Annotated in this window: 19 protein-coding genes and 1 tRNA gene; 8 read left to right on the top strand and 12 right to left on the bottom strand. The window is 71.3% G+C overall.

Annotated features, from left to right (window positions below; genetic code table 11):
• Positions 1 to 85 precede the first annotated feature (85 nt).
• Positions 86 to 1,375: a lipopolysaccharide biosynthesis protein gene (locus GFH29_RS07945; protein ID WP_194289004.1), complete on the top strand. Its 1,290-nt coding sequence runs from the start codon at positions 86 to 88 to the stop codon at positions 1,373 to 1,375.
• A 6-nt stretch (positions 1,376 to 1,381) separates the two neighbouring features.
• On the opposite strand, the gene polA is transcribed toward GFH29_RS07945, so the two are convergent.
• On the bottom strand, positions 1,382 to 4,060 hold the full coding sequence (gene polA / locus GFH29_RS07940) for a DNA polymerase I (RefSeq protein ID WP_153322830.1): 2,679 nt from the start codon (positions 4,058 to 4,060) through the stop codon (positions 1,382 to 1,384).
• A gap of 56 nt (positions 4,061 to 4,116) precedes the next feature.
• Between polA and GFH29_RS07935 the strand changes: the two genes are divergently transcribed.
• Positions 4,117 to 4,584, top strand: a complete 468-nt coding sequence (locus GFH29_RS07935) for a PaaI family thioesterase (RefSeq protein ID WP_153322829.1) — start codon at positions 4,117 to 4,119, stop codon at positions 4,582 to 4,584.
• A 16-nt stretch (positions 4,585 to 4,600) separates the two neighbouring features.
• Here the strand turns inward: GFH29_RS07935 and GFH29_RS07930 are convergent, their stop codons facing one another.
• Positions 4,601 to 5,179, bottom strand: coding sequence for a GNAT family N-acetyltransferase (locus GFH29_RS07930; protein WP_153337498.1), 579 nt, complete (start codon positions 5,177 to 5,179; stop codon positions 4,601 to 4,603).
• Positions 5,180 to 5,351: 172 nt separating this feature from the next.
• Here GFH29_RS07930 and GFH29_RS07925 point away from each other — a divergent pair, with 172 nt between their 5' ends.
• The 5 genes from GFH29_RS07925 to GFH29_RS07905 all read left to right on the top strand — a co-directional run bounded on the left by GFH29_RS07925 (position 5,352) and on the right by GFH29_RS07905 (position 10,665).
• Positions 5,352 to 6,098: a DUF554 domain-containing protein gene (locus GFH29_RS07925; RefSeq protein ID WP_194289583.1), complete on the top strand. Its 747-nt coding sequence runs from the start codon at positions 5,352 to 5,354 to the stop codon at positions 6,096 to 6,098.
• Between the two features lie 348 nt (positions 6,099 to 6,446).
• The gene (locus GFH29_RS07920; protein ID WP_153322827.1) at positions 6,447 to 7,829 is read left to right on the top strand and encodes a branched-chain amino acid ABC transporter permease; all 1,383 of its coding nucleotides are present in this window, start codon (positions 6,447 to 6,449) and stop codon (positions 7,827 to 7,829) included.
• A gap of 8 nt (positions 7,830 to 7,837) precedes the next feature.
• On the top strand, positions 7,838 to 8,827 hold the full coding sequence (locus tag GFH29_RS07915; protein WP_153322826.1) for a branched-chain amino acid ABC transporter permease: 990 nt from the start codon (positions 7,838 to 7,840) through the stop codon (positions 8,825 to 8,827).
• The gene (locus GFH29_RS07910) at positions 8,817 to 9,827 is read left to right on the top strand and encodes an ABC transporter ATP-binding protein (RefSeq protein ID WP_153322825.1); all 1,011 of its coding nucleotides are present in this window, start codon (positions 8,817 to 8,819) and stop codon (positions 9,825 to 9,827) included. Before GFH29_RS07915 ends, GFH29_RS07910 begins: the two co-directional genes overlap by 11 nt.
• Entirely contained in the window at positions 9,820 to 10,665 is an 846-nt protein-coding gene (locus GFH29_RS07905; protein WP_153322824.1) for an ABC transporter ATP-binding protein, read from the top strand. Before GFH29_RS07910 ends, GFH29_RS07905 begins: the two co-directional genes overlap by 8 nt.
• 101 nt (positions 10,666 to 10,766) lie before the next feature.
• Here the strand turns inward: GFH29_RS07905 and GFH29_RS07900 are convergent, their stop codons facing one another.
• Entirely contained in the window at positions 10,767 to 12,038 is a 1,272-nt protein-coding gene (locus GFH29_RS07900) for an ABC transporter substrate-binding protein (protein WP_153322823.1), read from the bottom strand.
• A 189-nt stretch (positions 12,039 to 12,227) separates the two neighbouring features.
• Positions 12,228 to 12,848 (bottom strand): ANTAR domain-containing response regulator, encoded by a 621-nt coding sequence (locus GFH29_RS07895; protein ID WP_228387836.1) that lies wholly within the window; start codon positions 12,846 to 12,848, stop codon positions 12,228 to 12,230.
• A gap of 49 nt (positions 12,849 to 12,897) precedes the next feature.
• Here GFH29_RS07895 and GFH29_RS07890 point away from each other — a divergent pair.
• A tRNA-Leu gene (locus GFH29_RS07890) sits at positions 12,898 to 12,979 on the top strand.
• Positions 12,980 to 13,081: 102 nt separating this feature from the next.
• Here the strand turns inward: GFH29_RS07890 and pyk are convergent.
• The 8 genes from pyk to trpC all read right to left on the bottom strand — a co-directional run bounded on the left by pyk (position 13,082) and on the right by trpC (position 25,257).
• Entirely contained in the window at positions 13,082 to 14,557 is a 1,476-nt protein-coding gene (pyk, locus tag GFH29_RS07885; protein ID WP_153322821.1) for a pyruvate kinase, read from the bottom strand.
• A 116-nt stretch (positions 14,558 to 14,673) separates the two neighbouring features.
• Positions 14,674 to 16,140 carry a glutamate synthase subunit beta gene (locus GFH29_RS07880; RefSeq protein ID WP_153322820.1) on the bottom strand — a complete coding sequence of 489 codons (1,467 nt, stop codon included), beginning with the start codon at positions 16,138 to 16,140 and terminating at the stop codon, positions 14,674 to 14,676.
• On the bottom strand, positions 16,133 to 20,686 hold the full coding sequence (gltB, locus tag GFH29_RS07875) for a glutamate synthase large subunit (protein ID WP_153322819.1): 4,554 nt from the start codon (positions 20,684 to 20,686) through the stop codon (positions 16,133 to 16,135). Before gltB ends, GFH29_RS07880 begins: the two co-directional genes overlap by 8 nt.
• A gap of 166 nt (positions 20,687 to 20,852) precedes the next feature.
• Positions 20,853 to 21,719, bottom strand: a complete 867-nt coding sequence (gene lgt, locus GFH29_RS07870) for a prolipoprotein diacylglyceryl transferase (protein ID WP_228387835.1) — start codon at positions 21,717 to 21,719, stop codon at positions 20,853 to 20,855.
• A gap of 29 nt (positions 21,720 to 21,748) precedes the next feature.
• Positions 21,749 to 22,372 (bottom strand): SCO family protein, encoded by a 624-nt coding sequence (locus GFH29_RS07865; RefSeq protein ID WP_228387834.1) that lies wholly within the window; start codon positions 22,370 to 22,372, stop codon positions 21,749 to 21,751.
• Positions 22,365 to 23,180 (bottom strand): tryptophan synthase subunit alpha, encoded by an 816-nt coding sequence (gene trpA, locus GFH29_RS07860; RefSeq protein ID WP_153322818.1) that lies wholly within the window; start codon positions 23,178 to 23,180, stop codon positions 22,365 to 22,367. The genes GFH29_RS07865 and trpA overlap by 8 nt, the downstream gene beginning before the upstream one ends.
• Positions 23,177 to 24,445, bottom strand: a complete 1,269-nt coding sequence (gene trpB, locus GFH29_RS07855; protein WP_153322817.1) for a tryptophan synthase subunit beta — start codon at positions 24,443 to 24,445, stop codon at positions 23,177 to 23,179. The genes trpA and trpB overlap by 4 nt, the downstream gene beginning before the upstream one ends.
• Positions 24,442 to 25,257 (bottom strand): indole-3-glycerol phosphate synthase TrpC, encoded by an 816-nt coding sequence (gene trpC, locus GFH29_RS07850; protein WP_153322816.1) that lies wholly within the window; start codon positions 25,255 to 25,257, stop codon positions 24,442 to 24,444. Before trpC ends, trpB begins: the two co-directional genes overlap by 4 nt.
• Between the last annotated feature and the right edge of the window lie 123 nt (positions 25,258 to 25,380).

Raw genomic sequence — 25,380 nt, 5'->3', positions numbered from 1 at the left:
CAGCGGTCCGTTCCATGGCGGCGCCACTCTATGTCCAACCCGGCCACCCGCGTCGCGGTGTGTCGCGACTGTCTAGGCTCGCCGGATGACGACGACCCAGGGCACGAGCACGTCGGGGCGCGCGGGCGGCCTGCGCGGGCTGCTGCGCGGGACGGCGGGCATCGCCGTCGCGATCGTGGTCATGAACGTCTCGACCTATGCCTTCCAGATGGTCGCGGCGCGTCTGCTGGGCCCCGACCAGTACGGCGGGGTCGCCAGCCTGATGGCCGTGCTCCTCGTGGTGGCGGTCCTCCAGCTGGGGCTCCAGGCCACGGCGGCACGTCGGATCTCCGCAACGCCTGAGCACGTGGGCCAGATCGAGCGCGTGGTGCTGGCGGTGACCTACCGTGCGGCGCTGGGGCTCGGGGTGCTGATGCTGCTGGTGTCGCCGGTGATCTGGCACGTGCTGCGCCTGGACACCATCACCCCGGCGATCCTGCTCGCGATCGCCGCCGTACCGCTGACCGTCCAGGGCGGACAGGCCGGGATCCTGCAGGGCGAGCGCCGCTGGGGCGCGCTCGGCGCCCTCTACCTCGCCATGGGCCTGAGCCGGATCACGATCGGCTCGGTCTGCATGCTGGCCCGCCCGACCGAGGCCGGTGCGATGCTCGGCGTCGCGCTCGCCCTGTTCGTCCCCGTGGTCGTGGGCCGGCTCGTGCTGCGCCGGCCCCGCGAACCCGGCGAGCACTCCGCCGCCAACAGCCTGCGCCCCGTGCTGGCCGAGGCCACGCGCAGCTCGGTGGCGCTGCTGGCCTTCTACGTGCTGTCCAACACCGACATCGTGGTGGCCCGCAACGCCCTGGACTCCCACGACGCCGGTCTCTACGCCAGTGGCCTGATCCTGGCCAAGGTCGTGCTCTTCCTGCCGCAGTTCGTGGTCGTGCTCGCGTTCCCGTCGATGTCGACCGCCGGGCAGCGCCGACTCGCCCTGCTGCGCAGCCTCGGCCTGATGATCGTCCTGGCGGTCTGCGCGGTGCTCGGTGCCGTGCTGCTCTCCGGCGTGGCGATGGTCTTCGTGGGCGGGGAGAAGTACGCCGACGTGGAGGGCCGCCTCTGGGCGTTCGCCGTGCTGGGCTCGCTGATGGCGATGCTGCAGCTGCTGGTCTACTCGGTGCTCGCGCGCCAGGGCACCCGCTCGGCGTACCTCATCTGGCTGGCCGTCGCCGTGCTGGTCGTGCTCTCCCTGCGCGCGGACAGCCTCGACAGCCTGATCGTGACAGTGATCAGCGTCGACGCGGTGCTGCTGGTGGCGCTGCTCTCGCTGAGCCTGTGGCGGATGAGCCGCGTCGGCGGCGAGGACGAGCGCCCCGCCGAGGCGCCCGCCCCCTCGCCCTAGCCGTGCCTAGTGCGCGGCCTCGTGCCAGCTGCGACCGGTGCCGACCGAGACGTCGAGGGGCACGCTGAGGTCGGCCGCGGCGCCCATGTGGCGGCGCACCAGGGCCTCGAGCTCCTCGCACTCCCCCGGCGCGACCTCGAGCACGAGCTCGTCGTGGACCTGGAGCAGCAGCCGCGAGCGCAGCCCGGCCTCGGCGATCGCGGCGTCGACCTCGAGCATCGCGATCTTGATCAGGTCGGCGGCCGAGCCCTGGATCGGCGCGTTGAGCGCCATCCGCTCGGCCATCTCGCGGCGCTGGCGGTTGTCGCTGGTCAGGTCCGGCAGGTAGCGGCGACGGCCCTTGATGGTCTCGGTGAACCCGGTGCGCCGGGCCTCGTCGACCACGCCGCCGAGGTAGTCGCGGATGCCACCGAAGGTGAGGAAGTACTCCTCCATCAGCCCGCGCGCCTCGGCCGGCTCGATCCCGAGCTGCTGGCTGAGCCCGAACGCGGACAGCCCGTAGGCCAGGCCGTAGTTCATCGCCTTGATCTTGGCGCGCTGCTCGGGGCTGACCTCGTCGGCCGGGACGCCGAAGACCCGGGCGGCGGTCATCGAGTGGAAGTCCTGCCCGGAGCGGAACGCCTCGATCAGGAGCTCATCACCGGAGAGGTGGGCCATGATCCGCATCTCGATCTGGCTGTAGTCGGCCGTCATCAGCGACTCATAGCCCTCGCCGACCACGAAGCCCTCACGGATGCGCCGGCCCTCCTCGGTGCGCACCGGGATGTTCTGCAGGTTGGGCTCGGTGCTGGAGAGCCGGCCGGTCGCGGCGATGGTCTGGTTGAACGTCGTGTGGATGCGCCCGTCGGGGGCGACGGTCTTGAGCAGTCCCTCGATGGTCTGGCGCAGCCGGATGACGTCGCGGTGGCGCAGCAGGTGGAGCAGGAACGGGTGCTCGGTCTTGACGTAGAGCGACTGCAGCGCGTCGGCGTCGGTGGTGTAGCCGGTCTTGGTGCGCTTGGTCTTGGGCATCCCCAGCTCGTCGAACAGCACCACCTGCAGCTGCTTGGGCGAGCCGAGGTTGATCTCCTTGCCGATCACGGCGTACGCCTCGTCCGCGGCGCGGCGGACCTCCTCACCGAAGTGCTCCTGCAGCGCCTCGAGGTGGTCGGCGTCCACGGCGATGCCGGTGCGCTCCATGGCGCCGAGCAGGTGGACCAGCGGCAGCTCGATGTCCTCGAGCAGCCGGGTGCCGCCGCGCTCCTCCAGGTCCTCGTCGAGGGCGGCGGCGAGGTCGAGGACAGCGCTCGCGCGCAGCATCTCCAGCTCGCCCGCCGAGCCGTCGTCGAGACCGTCGAGGCTGAGCTGGCCCTCGTCGGCGCTGCCTTGGCGCAGCTCGCGCTTGAGGTAGCGCACGGTCAGGTCGGCCAGGTCGTAGGAGCGCTGGTCGGGACGGGCGAGGTACGCCGAGATCGCGGTGTCGCGGGCCAGCCCGGCCAGCGGCATCCCGAACGCGGCGAGCGCCTGCATGGGCCCCTTCGCGTCGTGCAGGACCTTGGGCTGCGCGGCGTCGGCCAGCCAGCCGGCGAGGGCCGAGGTGTCGGCGGTGTCGAGGTCGGCGACCGCGAACCAGGCCGCGCCGTCGGGGGTGGCGAGCGCGATCGAGTCGACGTCGCCGGTGCCGGCGCCCCACCGGCCCTGGACCTCCACGCCGACGCGCGCGCCGGAGGAGGCGTGCTCGGCCAGCCACGCACCGACCTCGCCGGCGCCCGGGCGGCTCATCGCGACCTCGAACCCGGCCTCGTCGATCTCCTCCTCCGAGCTGAGCGTCTCGAAGAGGCGGTCGCGCAGCACCCGGAACTCCAGGCCGTCGAAGAGCGTGTGCACCTCGTGGCGGTCCCACGGCCGCAGCGCGAGGTCGGCCGGCCCGAGGTCGAGCTCGAGGTCGCGGACCAGGGCGTTGAGGTGGCGGTTGCGGATCACGTCGCCGAGGTGGGCGCGCAGCGCCTCGCCCTTCTTGCCGGTGATCTTGTCGGCGTGGGTGATGACGTTGTCGAGGCCGTCGTAGGTGTTGATCCACTTCGCGGCGAAGCCCTGCCCGACCCCGGGGACACCGGGGAGGTTGTCGGAGGTCTCCCCCACGATCGCGGCCAGCTCGGGGTAGCGCTGCGGGGGCACGCCGTACTTCGCCTCGACGGCCGCCGGAGTCATCCGGGCCAGGTCGGAGACGCCGCGCATCGGGTAGAGCACCGTGGAGCGGTCGGTCACCAGCTGGAGGGCGTCGCGGTCGCCGGTGAGGATCAGCACCTCCATGCCCTCGGCGAGCGCCTGGGTGGTGAGCGTGGCGATGATGTCGTCGGCCTCGTAGCCGTCCTTCTTCAGGAACGGGATCCGCAGGGCGGCGAGGACCTCCTCGATGAGCGGCAGCTGGCTGCCGAACTCCGAGGGCGTCTTGGCGCGCTTGGCCTTGTACTCGGCGTACTCCGCGAGGCGGAAGGTCTGGCGCGAGACGTCGAAGGCCACCCCGACGTGGGTGGGCTGCTCGTCGCGCAGGACGTTGATGAGCATCGAGGTGAAGCCGTAGACGGCGTTGGTGTGCTGTCCGGTCGTGGTGGAGAAGTTCTCGACCGGCAGCGCGAAGAACGCGCGGTAGGCCAGCGAGTGGCCGTCGAGGAGGAGCAGGCGCGGGGTGATCGGCTCAGGCACCCGCCTGACTCTATCCGGCGGCACCGACGCTCCGGTCGTCGGCAACAATGCAGCGCATGAGCGCCGAGAGCCACCAGAGCACCGTCCCGAGCGTCGAGGACTACATCGCGAGCATGCCCCACGGCATGGGCGCCCTGAACGAGAAGATGGGCATCGAGCTCCTCGAGCTCTCCGCAGAGCGCGTCGTGGCGACGATGCCGGTCGAGGGCAACACCCAGCCCTACGGCCTGCTGCACGGCGGCGCCTCGGTGGTGCTCGCCGAGAGCCTCGGCTCCATCGGCGCGGGCCTGCACGGCTACCCCGACCGGGCGCCGGTCGGCGTGGACATCAACGCCACCCACCACCGCTCGGCGACCAGCGGCGTGATCACCGGTACGGCGACCGCCATCCACCTCGGGCGCACCTCGGCGTCCTACGACGTGGTGCTCACCGACGAGCGCGGCAAGCGGGTCTGCACCTCGCGGATCACCTGCGCGCTGGTCCCCCTGGACCGCGTCGGCCTGGGCACCGCACGCCAGTCCTAGCCGGTCCTTGCCGGTCCTAGCCGTCCTGCGGCACCGGCGGGTGGGAGCGGCGCATCGAGCGGCGCGCCGCCAGGACGGTGCCCAGCTGACGACCCGGGCGCTGGGCGGCCGGACGCTGGGCGTTGAGCTTGGCCCGCACGACCTGGGTCGGGGCGATGCGCAGCACCGCCTGCGGGCCCAGGGCCAGGCGCGCCATGAACCGGTTGCCGTCGCGTGAGCCCGAGGCGGCCGCGGTCATCAGGTGCGCGATGCCCAGCTCCTCGGCGTACGACACGGCGGCCTCCATCAGCTGGCGGCCCACGCCGTGGCGGCGGAACTCGGGCAGCACGTGCGGGGACTGCGCCTGCACGGCCGGCTCGAGGTTGATCATGGACTTGGTGGTGACGCGCAGGCAGACCGCGCCCGCCGGGTGGCCGTCGTACTCGGCCAGCAGCACCCGCATGGTGGCGGAGTCCGCGGCCCGGGCGATCACCGCCTCGACGTCGGCGACCTGCTCGGCGTAGTCGCCGCGGCGCAGCGAGTCACGCCAGAGGGTGGCGAGGAACGGCGCGTCACCGGAGGTGGCGGCGCGTAGGGACACGAGGGTACGGCTCAACGTTCCTACGCCTTCCGGGCTCGGGGTGTCGGGAGGCCGAAGTCCCCGTACAGGCCTCCTCCGGGAGGTGAGACTACGCTCAGCCCGGCCTCGGCGTCAGTCCGGCTCACCCAAGTCACACCAGTGCGGACGCAGGGGCGGGCGACCCGGTCGATGAGGAGAGGTGCGTCGGGTGATCCCAGGGACAGGCACGGCCGTCAACGTCGTCGCGGTGCTGGTCGGCTCGCTGCTCGGCGTCCTGCTCGGCAACCGGCTGCCGCAGCGCACCCGCGACGCGGTCACCGACGGGCTCGGGCTGGTCACCCTGCTGATCGCCGCCACCACGGCCGCCGACGTGCTCTCCCCCGCCCTCGAGGCGGAGGTCGGGAGCAGTGCACCGCTGCTGATCGTCCTGGGCGCAGTCCTGCTGGGTGGGATCGTGGGCAGTCTGCTGCGCCTCGAGCAGCGGGTGGAGGCGCTGGGCGGCTTCCTCCAGCGCCGGCTCTCCGGCGAGGCCGGGAGCGCCGAGCGACAGCGCTTCGTCCAGGGCTTCGTCGCCGCCTCGCTGCTGTTCTGCACGGGCCCGCTGACGATCCTGGGCTCCCTCAACGACGGCCTCGGCGCCGGCGCCGACCAGCTGATCTTGAAGTCCGCCCTGGACGGCTTCGCCGCGATCGCGTTCGCCGCGTCGTTCGGCTGGGGCGTCGCGGCCAGCGCGCTCACCGTGCTGGTCGTGCAGGGCACGCTCACGCTGGTGGGTCTCGGCCTGGGCGACGTGCTGCCCGAGGCACACCTCGCCGCGGTGGGCGGGGTGGGCGGGCTGCTGCTGATCGGCATCGCGCTGCGCCTGCTGCGCATCCGCGAGGTCCCCGTCGCCGATCTGCTGCCCGCGCTCGTCATCGCGCCGCTGCTCGTGAGCCTGGTCGCCGCGTTCTCCTGACCGGCGCGGGTGCTCCTCGGCCGCGGTCGGGGCGCGGTGGCCCGGGGGAGGTGTTTTTCGGCGCAATTGCTCAGAAAAGCACCGGCCCCGGCGGCGCGCGGGTGCTTTTCCCAGCAATTGCGCGGGAACGCGCGCAGCACCCGCGCGCGGAACCGATCCGGGTGAGCCAGGTCACGAGCCGATCACCGATCGTGATCTTGTTGTTGCCGGGGAATGCGCCGCGTGTCACACGGATCCCCCTAAGGTGGGGCCCCTCACACCGGATGTGGGCCGCTGGCCCGTGCCCGGCCGTGCGTCCACACCGTCCCGCACACGCGACGCTCCCCGCGTCCCCGGCCCAGGAGGCACATGCACACCCGAGTCACGCAGGTCGCGGCGGTGACCGGCGCACTGCTGGTCGCGCTGATGGTCCTGCTCCTGGGAGCCGGCGCCTCGCCTGCTCGGGCGGCCGAAGAGCCCGCCGCTTGTCAGTTCCAACCGAACGACGACCCCGAGATCCACCTCAAGGGCTGCCTGCGCGACCAGCGCGAGGACCCCCCGGCTCCGGTCCCCGGCGTGACGGTGACGGTCGTGGACGCCGCGGGCGAGACGATCGAGACCGTCGAGACCAACGAGAGCGGCGTCTTCGACGTGGCGCTGCCCGGCGAGCCGCTGTCGAACCTCGGCAAGGACTTCACCATCCGCATCGACGAGGACACCCTCCCCGAGGGCTCGGACCTGCGGAACCCCGACCAGGTGGAGCTCACCGTCAACTTCGACACCACCAGCGACCAGACGGTCACGTTCCCGATCGGTGACGCGCTCCCGGAGTCCGCCGGCAAGTTCACCCGGGGCCTCCAGCTCGCCGTCGGCGGCCTGGTGTTCTCGGTCTGCCTGGCGATGGCGGCCCTGGGTCTGTCGATGATCTTCGGCACGACCGGGCTCACCAACTTCGCCCACGGCGAGCTGGTCACCTTCGGCGCCCTGGTCGCCTGGGGCATCGACCTGCTCCCGGGCGCGATCACGATCCCCGGGACCGGCTGGGACGTCACCGTCATCGTCGGCGTGGTCGTCGCGTTCGTCGCGGGCGGCCTGTTCGGCTACCTCAACGACCGCGCCCTGTGGCGCCCGCTGCGCATCCGCGGCACCGGCGTCATCGCGATGATGATCGTCAGCATCGGTCTGTCGATCTTCCTGCGCAGCGTCTACCAGTACATCGCGGGCGGCTCGAACCACAACTACAGCCAGTACTCCGCCAGCACCCCCTGGGAGATCGGGCCGCTGCTCGTCACCCCGCGCGACATGATCGTCGTGGTGGCCGGCCTGGTGGTCCTGGTCGCGGTCTCGCTGCTGATCCAGATGACCCGGATGGGCAAGGCCACCCGCGCGGTCGCCGACAACCCGGGCCTCGCGGCCTCCTCGGGCATCAACGTGCAGCGGGTGATCGCGCTGGTGTGGACCGTCGGCGTCGCCCTGGCCTCCATGTCCGGGGCGCTCCTCGGCGTCACCCAGGGCTTCGACTTCCAGATCGGCTTCAAGCTGCTCCTGCTGATCTTCGCGGCGGTCGTGCTCGGTGGCCTCGGCACCATCTGGGGCGCGATGATCGGCGCCTTCGTGATCGGCATCTTCGTCGAGGTCTCCACGCTCTTCGTGCCCGCCGAGCTCAAGTACGTCGGCGCGCTCGCCGTCCTCATCATCGTCCTGCTCATCCGTCCCCAGGGTCTGCTCGGCCGGGCCCAGCGCATCGGCTAGGAGAACCCGTGGACTTCGGCACCATCCTGACCACGACGGTGCAGCAGGCGTTCGGCCCGCTCGCGATCGTCTACTGTCTGGCCGCCATCGGCCTCAACGTGCACTTCGGCTACACCGGACTGCTCAACTTCGGCCAGGCCGGCTTCATGGCGATCGGCGGCTACGCGATGGCCTCCGCCGTCGCCACCTGGGGCCTGTCCCTGTGGGCGGGCATCGCCATCGGCATCGTGCTCGCCGCGGTGCTCGCCCTCCTGCTCGGCATCCCCACCCTGCGGCTGCGGGCCGACTACCTCGCGATCGTGACGATCGCGGCCGCCGAGATGATCCGGCAGACGGCCGGATCGGTGACCCTGCTGGAGTGGTTCGGCGGCCAGGACGGCCTGAACAGCTTCGTGGGCGACTTCCGCGAGCTGAACCCCTACTCCTCCAGCGTCAGCATCGGCAGCGTGACCTGGAGCCCCAACGACTTCTGGGTGATGACCGTCGGCTGGATCCTGGTCGCGATCTGCTGCCTCATCGTGTGGGCGCTGATGCGCAGCCCGTGGGGCCGCGTGCTCAAGGCGATCCGCGAGGACGAGGACGCCGTACGCAGCCTCGGCAAGAACGTCTACGCCTACAAGATGCAGTCGCTCGTGATCGGCGGCATCTTCGGCGCCTTCGCCGGGTACATCTACGGACTCGGCAAGGCCGCGGTGATCCCCACCGACTACGCGACCGACACGACGTTCTTCGCCTACACGATCCTGCTGCTCGGCGGCGCCGCGCGGGTCTTCGGCCCCGTGGCCGGTGCGCTGATCTTCTGGGGTCTGATCAACTTCCTCGACGCGTTCTTCCGGCAGGCTGCTGCCAACGACGTCATCCCGCAGGCGATCATGGACCAGAACCAGGCAGGGCTGATGCGCTTCATCGTGCTGGGCCTCGCGCTGATGCTGCTCATGATCTACCGACCCCAAGGCATCTTCGGCGACCGAAGGGAGCTGGCGATCGATGGCCGCTGACAACGAGTTCGAGGACGCCGGCCTGCCCGGCGCCACCCCGTCGTACGACGCCCCGGGTGCGGGTGGCGGCGCCACCACCGCCCGGTCGAGCGCCGCCCACATGTTCACCGAGGTGGAGCACGAGCCCGGCGCGAGCAAGCCGGACCCGATCCTGGTGGCCACCGGCGTCACCCGCACGTTCGGCGGGCTCAAGGCCGTCGACGTCGACCACGTCGAGATCCAGCGCGGCGCGATCACGGCGCTGATCGGGCCCAACGGCGCCGGCAAGACCACCTTCTTCAACCTGCTGACCGGCTTCGACAAGCCCGACTCGGGCAGCTGGTCCTTCCGCGGCCACGACCTGGCCCGGGTCCCGGCGTACAAGGTCGCCCGGATGGGCATGGTGCGCACCTTCCAGCTCACCAAGGTGCTCTCCAAGCTCACGGTGATCGAGAACATGCGCACCGGAGCCACCGGGCAGAGCGGCGAGCGGCTGGCCAAGGCGATGTTCCCGTTCCTGTGGCGCGCCCAGGAGCAGGCGAACACCCGCAAGGCCGACGCGCTGCTCGAGCGCTTCCTGCTCATCAAGAAGCGCGAGGACTTCGCCGGCTCTCTCTCGGGCGGTCAGCGCAAGCTGCTGGAGATGGCGCGCGCGCTGATGGCGGACCCGGACCTGGTGATGCTCGATGAGCCGATGGCCGGGGTGAACCCGGCGCTGAAGCAGTCCCTGCTGGGCCACGTGAAGTCGCTGCGCGACGAGGGCCGCACCGTGCTCTTCGTCGAGCACGACATGGACATGGTCCGCGACATCTCCGACTGGGTCATCGTGATGGCCCAGGGCCGGATCATCGCCGAGGGGCCGCCGCACAGCGTGATGAGCGACCCGCGCGTCATCGACGCCTACCTGGGCGCCCACCACGACGTCTCGCTGGACGCGTCCGAGGACGAGATCCTCGCCGAGGCCGAGAGCGAGCTGACCGGCGGGCGCGACGAGAACCCGAAGGGGAACGAGCATGGCTGATCCCGGAACGCCCGCAACCTCCGACCCCGGTCTGCCCGACCCCGGGGCGGGTCCCGCCACCGCGGCCGGCGAGGACGCGACGGCCGCGGCGCGGCGCGAGCACCTCGCCCGCGCCGAGGGCGCGCTGCTGCGCGCCGACGACCTGATCGCCGGCTACCTGCCGGGCGTCAACATCCTCAACGGCGCGGACCTGTACTGCCACGAGGGCGAGCTGGTCGGCATCATCGGACCGAACGGCGCCGGCAAGTCCACGTTGCTCAAGGCGCTGTTCGGCCTGGTGAAGATCGGCTCGGGCACGGTCACGCTGCACGGTCAGTCGATCACCAACGAGCGCGCCGACTCGCTGGTCTCCAAGGGCATCGGCTTCGTGCCGCAGTCGAACAACGTGTTCCCGACGCTGACCATCCAGGAGAACCTGGAGATGGGGTGCTTCCAGCGCCCGAGCAGCTTCCGGGAGCGCTTCGACTTCGTCGCCGAGCTCTTCCCCGCCCTGCGCGACCGGCGCGGCCAGCGCGCGGGCTCGCTCTCGGGCGGTGAGCGGCAGATGGTCGCCATGGGCCGGGCGCTGATGATGAACCCGTCGGTGCTGCTGCTCGACGAGCCGTCCGCGGGCCTGTCCCCCGTCATGCAGGACGAGGTGTTCGTGCAGACCCGCCGGATCAACCGGGCGGGCGTCTCGGTGGTCATGGTGGAGCAGAACGCCCGCCGCTGCCTGGAGATCTGCGATCGCGGCTACGTGCTCGACCAGGGCCGCAACGCCTACACCGGATCCGGGCGCGACCTGGCGACCGACCCGAAGGTGATCGAGCTCTACCTGGGCACCCTCGCCCAGGCCTGAGCCAGCTCAGCCCCCTGGGGCAACGACATCGGGCCCGACCTCCGTGGAGGTCGGGCCCGATGCATGTGCGGGTGCTGGAACAGATCAGCAGGTCACACTGATCAGTCGAGGACGCCGGAGACCGAGTCGATCTGGGAGTACTTGTTGCCCTTGTACTCCTGGATGCCGATGGTCGCAGCGCTCGGGCTGCCGGAGTCGTTGAGGTCGGAGGGACCGGAGACGCCCTCGTAGTTGATGTCCTCGCCGGCCTCGAGCAGCTCGACGCAGTCCGCGAACGTGCTGCACGCCTCGCCGTCCTTGGAGACGTTGACGATCTCCGAGGCGATCGCCTCACCGGAGTCGTCACCGGCCGCGATGGCCGCGAGCGCGGTCAGCATCGTGGCGTCGTAGGACTGCGGACCGTAGGTGAAGTCCTTGAGGCCCTTGTCGATGCTCTTGAGCTTGTTGTTGAACTCCTCGTCGACCTCGGCCGGCGCCGGGAAGGTGCCCTTGACGCCCGTGAGGTCGAAGTTCTCCGTGGAGTAGTCGGCCATGTTGCCGTCGACGAAGTACAGCTGCACGTCCTGCGGGCCGAGGCCCTTCGAGATCAGCTGCGGGATGATCTTGGTGGTCTCATTGAAGGCCACCAGGACGATCGCGTCGGGCTTGGCGGCCGCGAGCTCGTTGACCTCGGCCGTGAAGTTCTGGGCGTCCGCGGCGTAGAGGATGTCGGACGCCACAGTGGCGCCCTGCTCCTCGAGGGTCTCGACGACCTGCTCGGCCAGACCCTCGCCGTAGGCGTCCTGACGGGCGACGACGGCGACGTTGGAGAAGCCGTCCTCGACTGCCATGTTGGCCAGCACCTGGCCCTGGAGGCGGTCCGAGGGGGCGGTGCGGAAGTACAGGCCGTTGTCGTCGTAGGTGTCGAACGCCGCGGCCGTGTTGGCCGGGGAGAACTGCACCACACCGGCGCCGGTGATCTTGTCGATGACGCTGAGCGAGACGCCCGACGCCGCCGCACCGATGATGGTGTCGACACCGTCACCGAGGAGCGAGTCGACCGACGCGCCGGCGATGTCGGGGGTGCCGTCACCGGAGTCGGCGCGCGAGGACTTGACCGGCTTGCCGTTCACGCCCCCGGCTTCGTTGATCTCCTGGATGGCGAGCTCGACGCCCGCGAACTCCGGCGGGCCGAGGTAGGCGAGGTCACCGGTCTGCGGAAGCAGCATGCCGATGTTGAGGACGCCGTCGCCCTGGGCGGCGGGGGCCGACGACTCGGTGTCGTCGGCTGCGTTGTTGTCGGAGTCGTCGTCCTCGCTGCCGCAGGCGGTGAGGACGAGTGCGGTCGCCGCCAGGGCGACGGCCGCGCGACGTGCGCGAGTGGAGCGGATCATGAGGCCTCCGTGAGGAATGGCTACCTCCGGGGACCGGCGGACCCCGAAGTATCGACTCTCGATGGTCCGCAACCTAGTGCCGATCCGCCCGGTACGCGGGGAAAGGAAGCGGGAAGGTGCCGCGTCGTTGTCAATTCGTGATCTGACCCACACCGCACCCGCGTCTCCGGCACGATCCGCGCCGTCGTGTCACCCCTGGGAGATGCTCGGACCGTGCTCGTTGACGCCGTCCGCGACCTGCCGCATCGACAGCCGCAGGTCCATCGCGGTCTTCTGGATCCAGCGGAAGGCGTCGGGCTCGGAGAGCTTCAGCTGGGCCTGGAGCACGCCCTTGGCCCGCTCGACGGCCTTGCGGGTCTCGAGACGGTCCGAGAGGTCGGCGACCTGGGACTCCAGCAGCGTCAGCTCCGCGAACCGGCTCAGCGCCATCTCGATCGCCGGCACCAGGTCGCTCTGCGAGAACGGCTTGACCAGGTACGCCATCGCACCGGCGTCCCGGGCACGCTCGACCAGCTCGCGCTGGGAGAACGCCGTGAGCATCACGACCGGGGCGATGCGGCGCCCGGCGATGTGCTCGGCGGCGGCGATCCCGTCGAGGACCGGCATCTTGACGTCGAGGATCACCAGGTCGGGGCGCAGCTCCTCGACCAGCTCGATGGCGCGCTGGCCGTCGCCCGCCTGCCCGACGACGGTGTAGCCCTCCTCGGAGAGCATCTCGGCGAGGTCCATGCGGATGAGGACCTCGTCCTCGGCGATGACGACGGTGCGGGTGTGTGCCGCGGTGGGCGACGATGACGCTGATTGACTCACAGGCCACAGGCTATCGGGCCGAGTGGATCCGGTAACGTGTGGGCGCTGGGCCGGGTTGGTGGAATGGCAGACACGGCGCTCTCAAAAAGCGCTGCCCTCTGGGCGTGCGGGTTCGACTCCCGCACTCGGCACCCACAGACCTGCGCGGCGACACGCGCAGGAACGACGAGGGAGCCGCGCGATCGCGCGGCTCCCTCGTCGTCTGGTCGTGGTGGGGGGACCGGCCCCGAAGCTCAGGCCAGGCCGCTGGGCGGGTTGCGGTAGGCCCAGGCCACCCCGTTGCGGGCGTCACCCATCCGGTGGATGCGCACCGCGTTGGTCGAGCCGGGGACCCCGGGCGGGGCGCCCGCGATGATGACCACGAACTCCCCTTCCTCGACGCGGCCGAGCTCGAGCAGCGTGCGGTCGATGAGCGGCGCCATCTCGTCGGTGTGGTTCACCGGGTGGGTCAGGAAGGTCTCGATGCCCCAGGTGAGGGCGAGCTGGGAGCGCACCCGTGCCTCGGGGGTGAAGGCCAGCAGCGGGATGTCGGGGCGCATGCGCGAGAGCCGGCGCGCCGAGTCGCCGGTCTGGGTGAAGGCGACGAGGTACTTGGCCCCGATCCGCTCCGCGACCTCCACGGCCGCCTTGGCGATCACGCCGCCCTTGGTGTGCGGGTCCCACGGGATCTTGCGGATCACGCCGCTGGTGTCCGCGGCCATCGCGTAGTGCTCGGTCGCGGTGATGATGCGCGACATCGTCTCGACGGTGTGGACGGGGTACTCCCCCACGCTCGTCTCACCCGAGAGCATCACGGCGTCGGCGCCGTCGAGCACGGCGTTCGCGACGTCCGAGGCCTCCGCACGGGTGGGCGCGGGGTTGCTGATCATCGAGTCGAGCATCTGGGTGGCGACGATGACGGGCTTGGCGTTGAGCCGCGCCTTCTCGATCACCTGCTTCTGCAGGAACGGCACGTCCTCCAGCGGGCACTCCACGCCGAGATCGCCGCGGGCGACCATGAAGCCGTCGAAGGCCGTCATGATCTCGTCGAGGTTCTCGATGGCCTGGGGCTTCTCGATCTTGGCGATCACCGGGACCCGGATGCCCATCTCGTCCATGACCGCCCGGACGTCCTCGACGTCCTTGGCGTCGCGCACGAAGCTCAGCGCGATGAAGTCGACCCCGAGCTCCAGGGCGAAGCGCAGGTCCTCGATGTCCTTCTCCGAGACGGCCGGCACCGAGACGGCGACCCCGGGCAGGTTGATGCCCTTGTGGTCGCTCACCCGTCCGCCGACCAGCACCTCGGTGCGCACATCGGTGTCCTCGACCGCGACGACGCGCAGGCGCACCCGGCCGTCGTCGATCAGGATCGGGTCGCCGGGGGCGACGTCGCCGGGCAGGCCCTTGTACGTCGTGCCGCAGGCCTGGGCGTCGCCGGGGACGTCACGCGTGGTGATGGTCCAGGCCTGACCGCGGTGCAGGTCCACGGGGCCGTCGGCGAAGGTCTCCAGGCGGATCTTGGGGCCCTGGAGGTCGGCGAAGATGCCGACGCCGTGGCCGCTCGCGTCGGCGGCCTCGCGGACCATCCGGTAGGACTCGGCGTGGTCGGCGTGGCTGCCGTGGCTCATGTTCAAGCGCGCGACGTCCATCCCCGCGTACACGAGCTCGCGGATCCGACGTTGCGACGCGGTCGCGGGGCCCAGGGTGCAAACGATCTTGGCTCTACGCACGCCACGAGCCTACCGCCCCGACGCCCGGGCTGACATTCGGCGGAGAGGCCCGGACACGCCGGAGGCCAGGCCCCGCCGCAGCAGGGACCTGGCCTCCGGAGTGGTGTCGTACGGCCTCAGACGACCAGCGGACGCTCGGTCGGCTTGATGGGCGCCGGCAGGGTCGTGGACCCGGTCAGGAAGGTGTCCACGGCGGCGGCCGCGGCGCGGCCCTCCGCGATCGCCCAGACGATGAGCGACTGGCCGCGACCGGCGTCACCGGCCACGAACACGCCCGGCACCGAGGACATGTAGGACAGGTCGCGCACGACGTTGCCCCGCTCGTCCAGGTCCACCCCGAGCTGCTCGACCAGGCCCGGCTTCTCCGGACCGAGGAAGCCCATCGCGAACAGCACCAGCTGGGCCGGGATCTCGCGCTCGGTGCCCTCGATCTCGACCAGCTTGCCGCCCTCGAAGCGCACCTCGATCAGGCGCAGCGCCCGGACGTTGCCGTCCTCGTCGCCGAGGAACTCCTGGGTGGAGACCGAGTAGACCCGCTCGCCGCCCTCCTCGTGGGCCGAGGAGACCCGGTAGAGCATCGGGTACGTCGGCCACGGCTGGCCCGCCGGACGGTCCTCGGTCGGCTGGGGCATGATCTCCAGCTGCGTGACCGAGCGCGCGCCCTGGCGGATCGAGGTGCCGAGGCAGTCGGCGCCGGTGTCGCCGCCACCGATGATGACGACGTCCTTGTCGGTGGCCATGATCTGGCCCTCGACGTTCTCACCGACGGCCGTGCGGTTGGCCTGGGGCAGGAACTCCATCGCCTGGTGGATGCCGCCGAGCTCACGCCCGGGGACGCTCAGGTCGCGCGGCACGGTCGCGCCGATGGCGAGCACGACCGCGTCGTAGCGCGAGCGGAGCTCCTCACCGGTGATCGTGCCGCCGACGTCGACGCCGGCACGGAAGACGGTGCCCTCGCGGCGCATCTGGTCGATGCGTCGGTCGAGGTGCTGCTTCTCCATCTTGAACTCGGGGATGCCGTAGCGCATCAGCCCGCCGACCTTGTCCGCGCGCTCGTAGACCGCGACGGTGTGCCCGGCCCGGGTGAGCTGCTGCGCGGCGGCCAGGCCCGCGGGGCCCGAGCCGATGACCGCGACGGTGCGGCCCGAGAGCCACTCCGGCGGCTGCGGGCGCACGTAGCCGGCGTCCCACGCCTTGTCGGCGATGGTGACCTCGACGTTCTTGATCGTCACCGCCGGCTGGTTGATGCCGAGCACGCAGGCGGTCTCGCAGGGCGCCGGGCAGAGGCGGCCGGTGAACTCGGGGAAGTTGTTGGTCGCGTGCAGCCGCTCGCTCGCGCCCTCCCAGTCCTCGCGCCACACCAGGTCGTTCCACTCGGGGATGATGTTCCCCAGCGGGCAGCCGTTGTGGCAGAACGGGATGCCGCAGTCCATGCAGCGCCCGGCCTGCTCGGTGATGATCGGGAGGAGGGCCCGCCCGGCGCTTCCCGGGTAGACCTCCTTCCAGTCCTGCACCCGCTCCTCGACGGGGCGGCGCGAGGCCACCTCGCGGGAGGTCTTCAAGAACCCCTTCGGGTCAGCCATGGAGGGCCTCCATCATCGCGTTCGCGGTCTCGTTCTCGTCGAGGCCCGAGGCCTCGGCCTTCGCCTTGGCCTCCAAGACGATGCGGTAGTCGCGCGGCATGACCTCGGTGAACCGGGTCAGCGACGTCTCCCAGTCGGCGAGCAGCGCCTCGGCGACGGCCGAGCCGGTCTCCTCGGCGTGGCGGCGCACGAGCTCCTCGAGCTCGGCGGCCGCGGGACCGGTGACCGGGCCGAGCTCGACCAGCTCACCGTTGACCCGGCGCTCGTCGAGGTCCAGCACCCAGGCGACGCCGCCGGACATGCCGGCCGCGACGTTGCGCCCGGTCGGACCGAGGACCACCACGCGGCCGCCGGTCATGTACTCGCAGGCGTGGTCACCGACGCCCTCGGTGACCAGGCGGGCACCGGAGTTGCGCACGGCGAAGCGCTCGCCGGCGCCGCCGCGGACGAAGATCTCACCCGAGGTCGCGCCGTAGGCCAGCGTGTTGCCCGCGATGATCTGGTCCTCGGCGCGGAACGACGCGGCGCGGTCCGGGCGGATCACGATCCGCCCACCGGAGAGGCCCTTGCCGACGTAGTCGTTGGCGTCGCCCTCCAGGCGCAGCGTGATCCCCTTCGGCACGAACGCGCCGAAGGACTGACCGGCCGAGCCGAGGAAGGTGATGTCGATCGTGCCGTCGGGCAGCCCCTCGCCGCGGTAGCGCTTGGTCACCTCGTGGCCCAGGATCGTGCCCACGGTGCGGTTGACGTTGCGGATCTGCACCTGGGCACGGACCGGCTCGCCGTTCTCGAGCGCCGGCTGGGCCAGCGGCACGAGCTCGGTGAGATCGAGGGACTTCTCCAGCCCGTGGTCCTGGGTGGTGGTGTTGCGCAGCGCGGCCCCCTCCGGGAGCTCGGGCAGGTGCAGCACCGGCGTCAGGTCCAGGCCCTGCGCCTTCCAGTGGGTCACGGCCTGCTCGACGTCGAGCGCGCCGACGCGGCCGACGGCCTCGTCGAGGGTGCGGAAGCCGAGCTGGGCGAGGATCTCGCGGACCTCCTCGGCGATGTACTCGAAGAAGTTCACGACGTACTCGGCCTTGCCGGAGTAGCGCTCGCGCAGCACCGGGTTCTGCGTCGCGACGCCCACCGGGCAGGTGTCGAGGTGGCAGACCCGCATCATCACGCAGCCGGAGACCACCAGCGGCGCGGTGGCGAAGCCGAACTCCTCGGCACCCAGCAGGGCGGCGATGACCACGTCACGGCCGGTCTTGAGCTGGCCGTCGGCCTGCACCACGATCCGGTCGCGCAGCCCGTTGAGCAGCAGCGTCTGCTGGGTCTCGGCCAGGCCGAGCTCCCAGGGGCCACCGGCGTGCTTGAGCGAGGTCAGCGGCGAGGCGCCGGTGCCGCCGTCGTGGCCGGAGATGAGCACCACGTCGGCGTGCGCCTTGGAGACGCCTGTCGCGACCGTGCCGACGCCGACCTCGGAGACCAGCTTCACGTGGACGCGGGCCTGCGGGTTGGCGTTCTTGAGGTCGTGGATCAGCTGCGCCAGGTCCTCGATCGAGTAGATGTCGTGGTGCGGCGGCGGGCTGATCAGGCCCACGCCCGGCGTGGAGTGCCGGGTCTTGGCCACCCACGGGTAGACCTTGTGGCCTGGCAGCTGGCCGCCCTCGCCGGGCTTTGCGCCCTGCGCCATCTTGATCTGGATGTCGTCGGCGTTGGTGAGGTACTCCGAGGTGACACCGAAGCGGCCCGACGCGACCTGCTTGATCGCGCTGCGGCGCTCGGGGTCGTAGAGACGCTCGGGGTCCTCGCCGCCCTCACCGGTGTTGGACTTCGCGCCCAGCCGGTTCATCGCGATCGCGAGGGTCTCGTGGGCCTCCTGCGAGATGGAGCCGTACGACATCGCGCCGGTGGAGAAGCGCTTCACGATCTCCGAGACCGGCTCGACCTCCTCGATCGGGATCGGCTGGCGACCGGTCTCGGCGGGGTCCTTGAACCGGAACAGCCCGCGCAGCGTCATCAGCCGCTCGGACTGCTCGTCCACGCGGGAGGTGTACTGCTTGAACACGTCGTAGCGACCCGAGCGGGTGGCGTGCTGGAGGCGGAAGACGGTCTCGGGGTCGAACAGGTGCGGCTCGCCCTCACGGCGCCACTGGTACTCCCCGCCGATCGCGAGCTCGCGGTGCGCGGGCGCGATGCCGTTCTTCGGGTACGCCGCGGCGTGGCGGCGGGCCACCTCCTCAGCGATCGTCTCCAGCTCGATGCCGCCGAGCTTGGAGACGGTGCCGGTGAAGTACTTGTCGACGACCGACTGGGCGAGCCCGACCGCCTCGAAGATCTGCGCGCCGGTGTAGGAGGCCACCGTGGAGACGCCCATCTTGGACATCACCTTGGTCACCCCCTTGCCGAGCGCGTTGATCAGGTTCTTGACCGCGACCTCGGGGTCGGCCTTGACGTAGTAGCCCTCGCGGGCCAGGTCCTCGACGGACTCCATGGCGAGGTAGGGGTTCACCGCGGCCGCGCCGTAGCCGACCAGCAGGGCCACGTGGTGGACCTCGCGCACGTCGCCGGCCTCGATGAGCAGGCCGACCTGGGTGCGGGTCTTCTCGCGCACCAGGTGGTGGTGGACCGCACCGGTGAGCAGCAGCGACGGGATCGGCGCCTTCTCCGCGGTCGAGTGGCGGTCCGAGAGCACGATGATGCGGGCGCCATCGGCGATCGCCGCGGATACTTCCGCGCAGATCTCCTCGATCCGCGCGGCCATCGCCGCGCCGCCGCCCTCCACGTCGTACAGGCCGCGGGAGACGTGGGTGATGAAGCCGGGCATGTCGCCGTCACGGTTGATGTGGCGGATCTTGGCGAGGTCGTCGTTGGAGATGACCGGGAACGGCAGCACGACCTGGCGGCACGACGCGGGGGTCGGCTCGAGCAGGTTGGACTCCGGGCCGATGGAGCCGTTCAGCGAGGTGACGAGCTCCTCGCGGATGGCGTCCAGCGGCGGGTTCGTGACCTGGGCGAAGAGCTGGCTGAAGTAGTCGAACAGCAGCCGCGGCTTCTCGCTCAGCGCCGCGATGGGGGTGTCGGTGCCCATCGAGCCGATCGGCTCGGCACCGGTGTTGGCCATCGGGGTGAGCAGGATGCGCAGCTCCTCCTCGGTGTAGCCGAAGACCTGCTGGCGACGGGTGACCGAGGCGTGGGTGTGCACGACGTGCTCGCGCTCGGGGATGTCGTCGAGGTGGATCAGGCCGGCGTGCAGCCACTCGTCGTAGGGGTGCTCCGAGGCGAGCTCGGACTTGATCTCCTCGTCCTCGACGATCCGGTGCTCCTCGGTGTCGACGAGGAACATCTTGCCGGGCTGCAGGCGGCCCTTGCGCACGACCTTCGCGGGGTCGATGTCCAAGACACCGACCTCGGAGGCGAGCACGACCAGGCCGTCGTCGGTGACCCAGTAGCGCGAGGGGCGCAGGCCGTTGCGGTCCAGCACGGCGCCGATCTGCGAGCCGTCGGTGAACACGACGCAGGCGGGGCCGTCCCACGGCTCCATGACCGTGGAGTGGAACTCATAGAACGCCCGGCGACGGGCGTCCATCTCGGCGTGCTTCTCCCACGCCTCGGGGATCATCATCAGCACCGAGTGCGGAAGCGAGCGGCCGCCGAGGTGGAGCAGCTCGAGCACCTCGTCGAACGACGCGGAGTCCGAGGCGCCCGGGGTGCAGATCGGGTAGAGCCGCTCCAGGTCGCCGGGGATCAGGTCGGAGGCGAGCAGCGCCTCGCGGGCCCGCATCCAGTTGCGGTTGCCCATCACGGTGTTGATCTCGCCGTTGTGGGCGATGAACCGGAACGGGTGCGACAGCGGCCAGCTCGGGAAGGTGTTGGTCGAGAAGCGGGAGTGCACCACGGCGATCGCCGAGGCCATCCGCTCGTCGCGCAGATCGGGGAAGACCTCGTCGAGCTGGACCGGGGTCAGCATGCCCTTGTAGACCAGCGTGCGCGAGGACAGCGACGGGAAGTAGACGTCAGTCTCGCGCTCGGCGCGCTTGCGCAGGCAGAACGCGAGACGCTCCAGCGCCAGACCGCTCAGGCGGGCGCCGCGGGCGGCGACGAAGAGCTGGGAGAACGTCGGCATGACCGCGCGGGCGGTGGAGCCCAGCGAGCTCGGGTCGACCGGGACCTCGCGCCAGCCGAGGACGTCGAGGCCCTCCTCGGCCGCGATCGCCTCGACCTGGGTGCGGGTCTTGGCGACCTGGTCCACGTCGCCGGGCAGGAACGCGGTGCCCACGGCGTACTGGCCGGCGCCGGGGAGCTCGATGCCGAGCTCGGCGGTGACCGCGCGCAGGAACGCGTCGGGGACCTGGATCAAGATGCCGGCACCGTCACCCGAGTTGGGCTCGGCACCGGCGGCGCCGCGGTGGTCGAGGTTGAGCAGTGCGGTGACGCCCTGCTGCACGATCCTGTGGCTGGCCACCCCGGTGAGGGTTGCCACGAATGCCACACCACATGCGTCGTGCTCGTTGGTGGGGTCGTACAGCCCTTGGGGCGGCGGGAACGCGTGCTGATACGGCACGGGATCCTCCCGTCGTCGTCGGTGCCTGCATGACGACCGGCAGGGCCGGGAGCGCGCACGACAGGCAGATCGGCAGAAGCATGAAGAGCTTGGGACAGCACTGGCCCACGCGCGAAGGGAAAGATTACCAGCAAGTCACGGACACGAGTCGACCGTGTTCAGTGGCTCATGTCACGGGGGCCGGCTCGCGGGTGCGGACCTGCTCCTCGCGGCCGGGGTGGCGGCGGGCGCTGATCGCGAAGTAGATGGCCGCCGCGACGAACAGCACGATCGAGGTCCACACGTTGAACCGCAGGCCGAAGACGTCGTCGAGCTCGACGGAGTCGATGCGCAGCATCTCGATCCAGGCACGCCCGGCGGTGTAGGCCATCACGTAGAGCGCCAGCACCCGGCCGTGGCCCAGGCGCAGGCGGCGGTCGAGCCAGATCACCAGGGCGAAGGCCGCGAGGTTCCACAGGCTCTCGTAGAGGAACGTCGGGTGGAACGTCGTGCCCGGCGGGTAGCCGGCGTTGACCGCGGTGGTGTCGCTGACCGAGAGCGCCCAGGGCAGGTCGGTGGGCTTGCCGAAGAGCTCCTGGTTGAACCAGTTGCCCCAGCGCCCGATCGCCTGCGCCACCAGCACGCCCGGGGCGAGCGCGTCGAGCAGCGGCACCAGCCGGATGCCCATCGTCCGGGCGCCGATCGCGAGGCCGAGGATGCCGCCGGCGATCCCGCCCCAGACACCGAGCCCGCCCTGCCACACGTAGAGCGCGGACCAGGGGTTCTCCCCCGCCCCGAAGTACAGGCTGTGGTCGGTGGCCACGTGGTAGAGCCGGGCGCCGACCAGGCCGAACGGCACCGCCCAGATCGCGAGGTCCTGGACCTCGCCGGGACGACCGCCGCGGGCGACCCAGCGGCGCTCGCCGATCCAGATCGCGGCGACGATGCCGAGGATGATCGCCAGCGCGTAGCCGCGGATCGGCACCGGACCGAGGTGCCAGACCCCGTTGTCCGGGCTGGGGATCGCCAGCACGGACAGGACAGGGGCGCTCACGCTCGGGGCGAGGCTCGCCAGGTGCTCGATCACAGGTCTCCCACCAGCAGCTCGATGTCGTGGGCGTACTCCGCCGACGAGGTGTCCTGGCCCCAGTACATCGGAGCCTGGCCGTCCTGGTCCACCGCGATCACCTGGGCGCCGTGGCTGCCGAGGTCGTAGCCGCCCGAGGCGAGCTCCTCGGCGCCGGCGACGAAGACGCCGACGGACTCGGCGAGCTCGCCGATCTCCTCGAGCTCGCCGGTGACCCCGACGAAGTCCTCGTCGAAGCGGTCGAGGTAGCGGCGCAGGGTGGCCGGGTCGTCGCGCGAGGGGTCGGTGGTCACGAAGACCACCTGCACCTGCTCGCGGGTCTCCTCGTCCAGGCGGGTGAGCGCGGAGGTGATCGTGGACATCACCGCGGGGCAGATGTCCGGGCAGCGGGTGTAGCCGAAGAAGACCAGCGTGAGCGGGTCCTCGGTGTCCTCGGCCAGCGCGAACGGCTCGCCGTCGGTGTCGCTCAGCGTGGTCGCGGCGACGTCGAACGGCGGCTCCACGGCGGTGCCGCTCGGCTCGTCCGCCGGGGTCGCCTCGCTGCCGCAGGAGCTCAGCACGAGGAGCGCGGCGGCGGCCGCAGCCGCGGAGCGCCCCACGGCCCGCAGGGAGCTACGCACGCCGGCGTACTCCCTCCGCGAGCTCCTCGACGAGCGCGCCCAGAGCCCGCAGGCCGGCCGCCCGGTCATCGGGGTGGTCGAGCAGGGCGCGGACGAACGCCGAGCCGACGATGACGCCGTCGGCGTAGGAGCCGACCTCGGCGGCCTGGTCGCCGGTGCTGACGCCGAGACCGACGCCGACCGGCAGGCCGGTGCCCTGGGCCTCGATGGCCGCCTTGGTGCGGGCGACCAGCGGCCCGGCGAGGTTGCTGGTGGTGCTGCGCGCACCGGTCACCCCCATCACGGCGGTGGCGTAGACGAAGCCCCGGCAGGCGGCGGTCGTCATCGCGACCCGGTCCTCGGTGGAGGACGGCGCGACCAGGAAGACCTTGTCCAGGTCGTGGGCGTCGGCGGCGGCGATCCACTCCGGCGCGAAGTCGGGGGTGAGGTCGGGGGTGATCAGGCCCGCTCCCCCGGCGGAGGCCAGGTCGGCGGCGAACCGCTCGACGCCGTAGGCCTCGACGGGGTTCCAGTAGGTCATCACGAGCGTGGGGGTGCCGGTCGCGGCGACCGCCTCGACCGTGCGCAGCACGTCGGCGGTGCGGCAGCCGTTCTCCAGCGCCTGCAGCGCGGCGGCCTGGATCGTGGGTCCGTCCATCACCGGGTCGGTGTAGGGCAGCCCGATCTCGATGACGTCGCAGCCGGAGTCGACCATCACCTTGATCGCGTCGATGCCGCCGGGCACGTCGGGGAACCCGGCCGGCAGGTAGCCGACCAGGGCGGCGCGGCCCTCGCCGCGGGCCTTGTCGAAGACGGGACGGGTGCTCACTTGGCCGGGTCCTCCGTGACCTCGTCGGGGTTGCCGAGTCCGAACCACTCGACGACGGTGCCCATGTCCTTGTCGCCGCGGCCGCTGAGGTTGATCAGCACGGTCGCGTCGGGGCCCTTCTCCTCGGCCAGCTCGGCCGCGACCTTCAGCCCGCCTGCGATCGCGTGGGAGGACTCGATCGCCGGGATGATGCCCTCGGTGCGGCTGAGCAGGTGCAGCGCGTCCATCGCCTCGGTGTCGGTCACCGGCCGGTACGTCGCCCGCCCGGTCGCCGCCAGGTGCGCGTGCTGCGGGCCCACGCCGGGGTAGTCCAGGCCGGCGGAGATCGAGTGGGACTCGACGGTCTGGCCGTCGGCGTCCTGGAGCACGAAGGTGCGTGCGCCGTGCAGCACGCCGCGGGTGCCGGAGTGCAGCGTGGCGGCGTGACGCGGGGTGTCCACGCCGTCGCCGGCGGCCTCGAAGCCGTAGATCGCGACCTCGGGGTCGTCGAGGAAGGCGGCGAACAGGCCGATGGCGTTGGAGCCGCCGCCCACGCACGCCGCGATCGCGTCCGGCAGCACGCCGTACCGCTCGAGGCACTGGGCGCGCGCCTCGTCGCCGATGCCGCGGGTGAAGTCGCGGACCATGCTGGGGAACGGGTGCGGGCCGGCCGCGGTGCCGAAGAGGTACGCCGTGTGGTCGACGGAGCTGACCCAGTCGCGCAGCGCCTCGTTGATGGCGTCCTTGAGGGTGGCGGAGCCGGCCTCGACCGGGACCACCTTGGCGCCGAGCAGGTGCATGCGGGCCACGTTGAGCGCTTGGCGACGGGTGTCGACGGCGCCCATGTAGACGGTGCAGTCCAGCCCGAAGTACGCCGCGGCGGTCGCGCTCGCGACGCCGTGCTGGCCGGCGCCGGTCTCGGCGATGACGCGGGTCTTGCCCATCCGCTTGGTCAGCAGCGCCTGGCCGAGCACGTTGCGGATCTTGTGAGCGCCGGTGTGGTTGAGGTCCTCGCGCTTGAGCAGGACCCGGCAGCCGACCTTCTCGGAGAGCCGCTCGGCGTGGTACAGCGGGCTGGGCAGGCCGCCGTACTCGCGCAGGATCGTGTCGAACTCCCCCACGAACGTCGGGTCGGCCATCGCCTCCTGCCAGGCCACCGTGAGCTCGTCGAGCGCCGCGATCAGCGCCTCGGGCATGAACCGCCCGCCCCAGCCGGTCGCCGGGTCCCCGAACCAGCCGCGGTCGTCGGCGTCGAAGGACGTGGTGTGCTCGGGGTGGGTGGTCACCGGTTGCCTCCCGGGGCAGTGATGTGGTCGCCGGCCCGCAGGCCGGTCATGGCGGCGACGGCCGCGCGCGGGTCGCCGTCCTTGACGAGCGCCTCGCCCACCAGGACGGCGCGGGCGCCGGCGTCGACGAACTGCTGCACGTCGGCGACGCCGAAGACCCCGGACTCGGCGACCTTGACCCGGTCGTCGGGGATCAGCGGCGCGAGCCGGGCGAAGGTGTCGTTGTCGACCTCGAGGGTCTTGAGGTTGCGGTTGTTGACCCCGACGAGCTCGGCGCCCAGGGCGACCGCGCGCTCGGTCTCGGCCTCGTCGTGGACCTCGATGAGCGGGGTGAGCCCGAGCTCGCGGGCCTCGTCGTGGAGACGGCGCAGGGTGTCGTCGTCGAGCGCGCCCACGATCAGCAGCGCGAGGTCGGCCCCCGCGGCGCGGGCCTCCACCAGCTGATAGCTGGTGACGATGAAGTCCTTGCGCAGCACCGGTACGTCGACCGCGGCACGCACCGCGACCAGGTCGGCCAGGCTGCCGGAGAAGCGGCGCTGCTCGGTCAGCACGCTGATCGCGGCGGCCCCGCCGGCGGCGTACTCACGGGCCAGCGAGGCGGGGTCGGCGATCTCGGCGAGGTGACCCTTGCTGGGGCTGCTGCGCTTGACCTCGGCGATGACCGAGCTCTCCGCGGCGCGCAGGCGGGGCATCGGGTCCAGCGGCGCCTCGACGTCGCTGAGCGCCGCCCGGACGTCGGCGAGCGGACGGGCGGCCTCGCGCGCGGCAAGGTCCTCGCGCACGCCGGCGATGATCTGCTCGAGCACCGTCACGGAGCCTCCAACGCGGTCATGGTTTCGCACCGTGCGATCCTCTCACCCGATCCACAGCGAGGTTTGATCGGCCCGAGAGGCGGTACGTTCCCCGGAGTCGGCCGGGAGCGTCCCGGCCCACTG

The sequence above is a fragment of the Nocardioides sp. dk884 genome (assembly GCF_009557055.1).
Classification (GTDB): domain Bacteria; phylum Actinomycetota; class Actinomycetes; order Propionibacteriales; family Nocardioidaceae; genus Nocardioides.
Note: the sequence above shows the minus strand (reverse complement) of the source record. Positions and strands in the feature narration are given on the sequence as shown.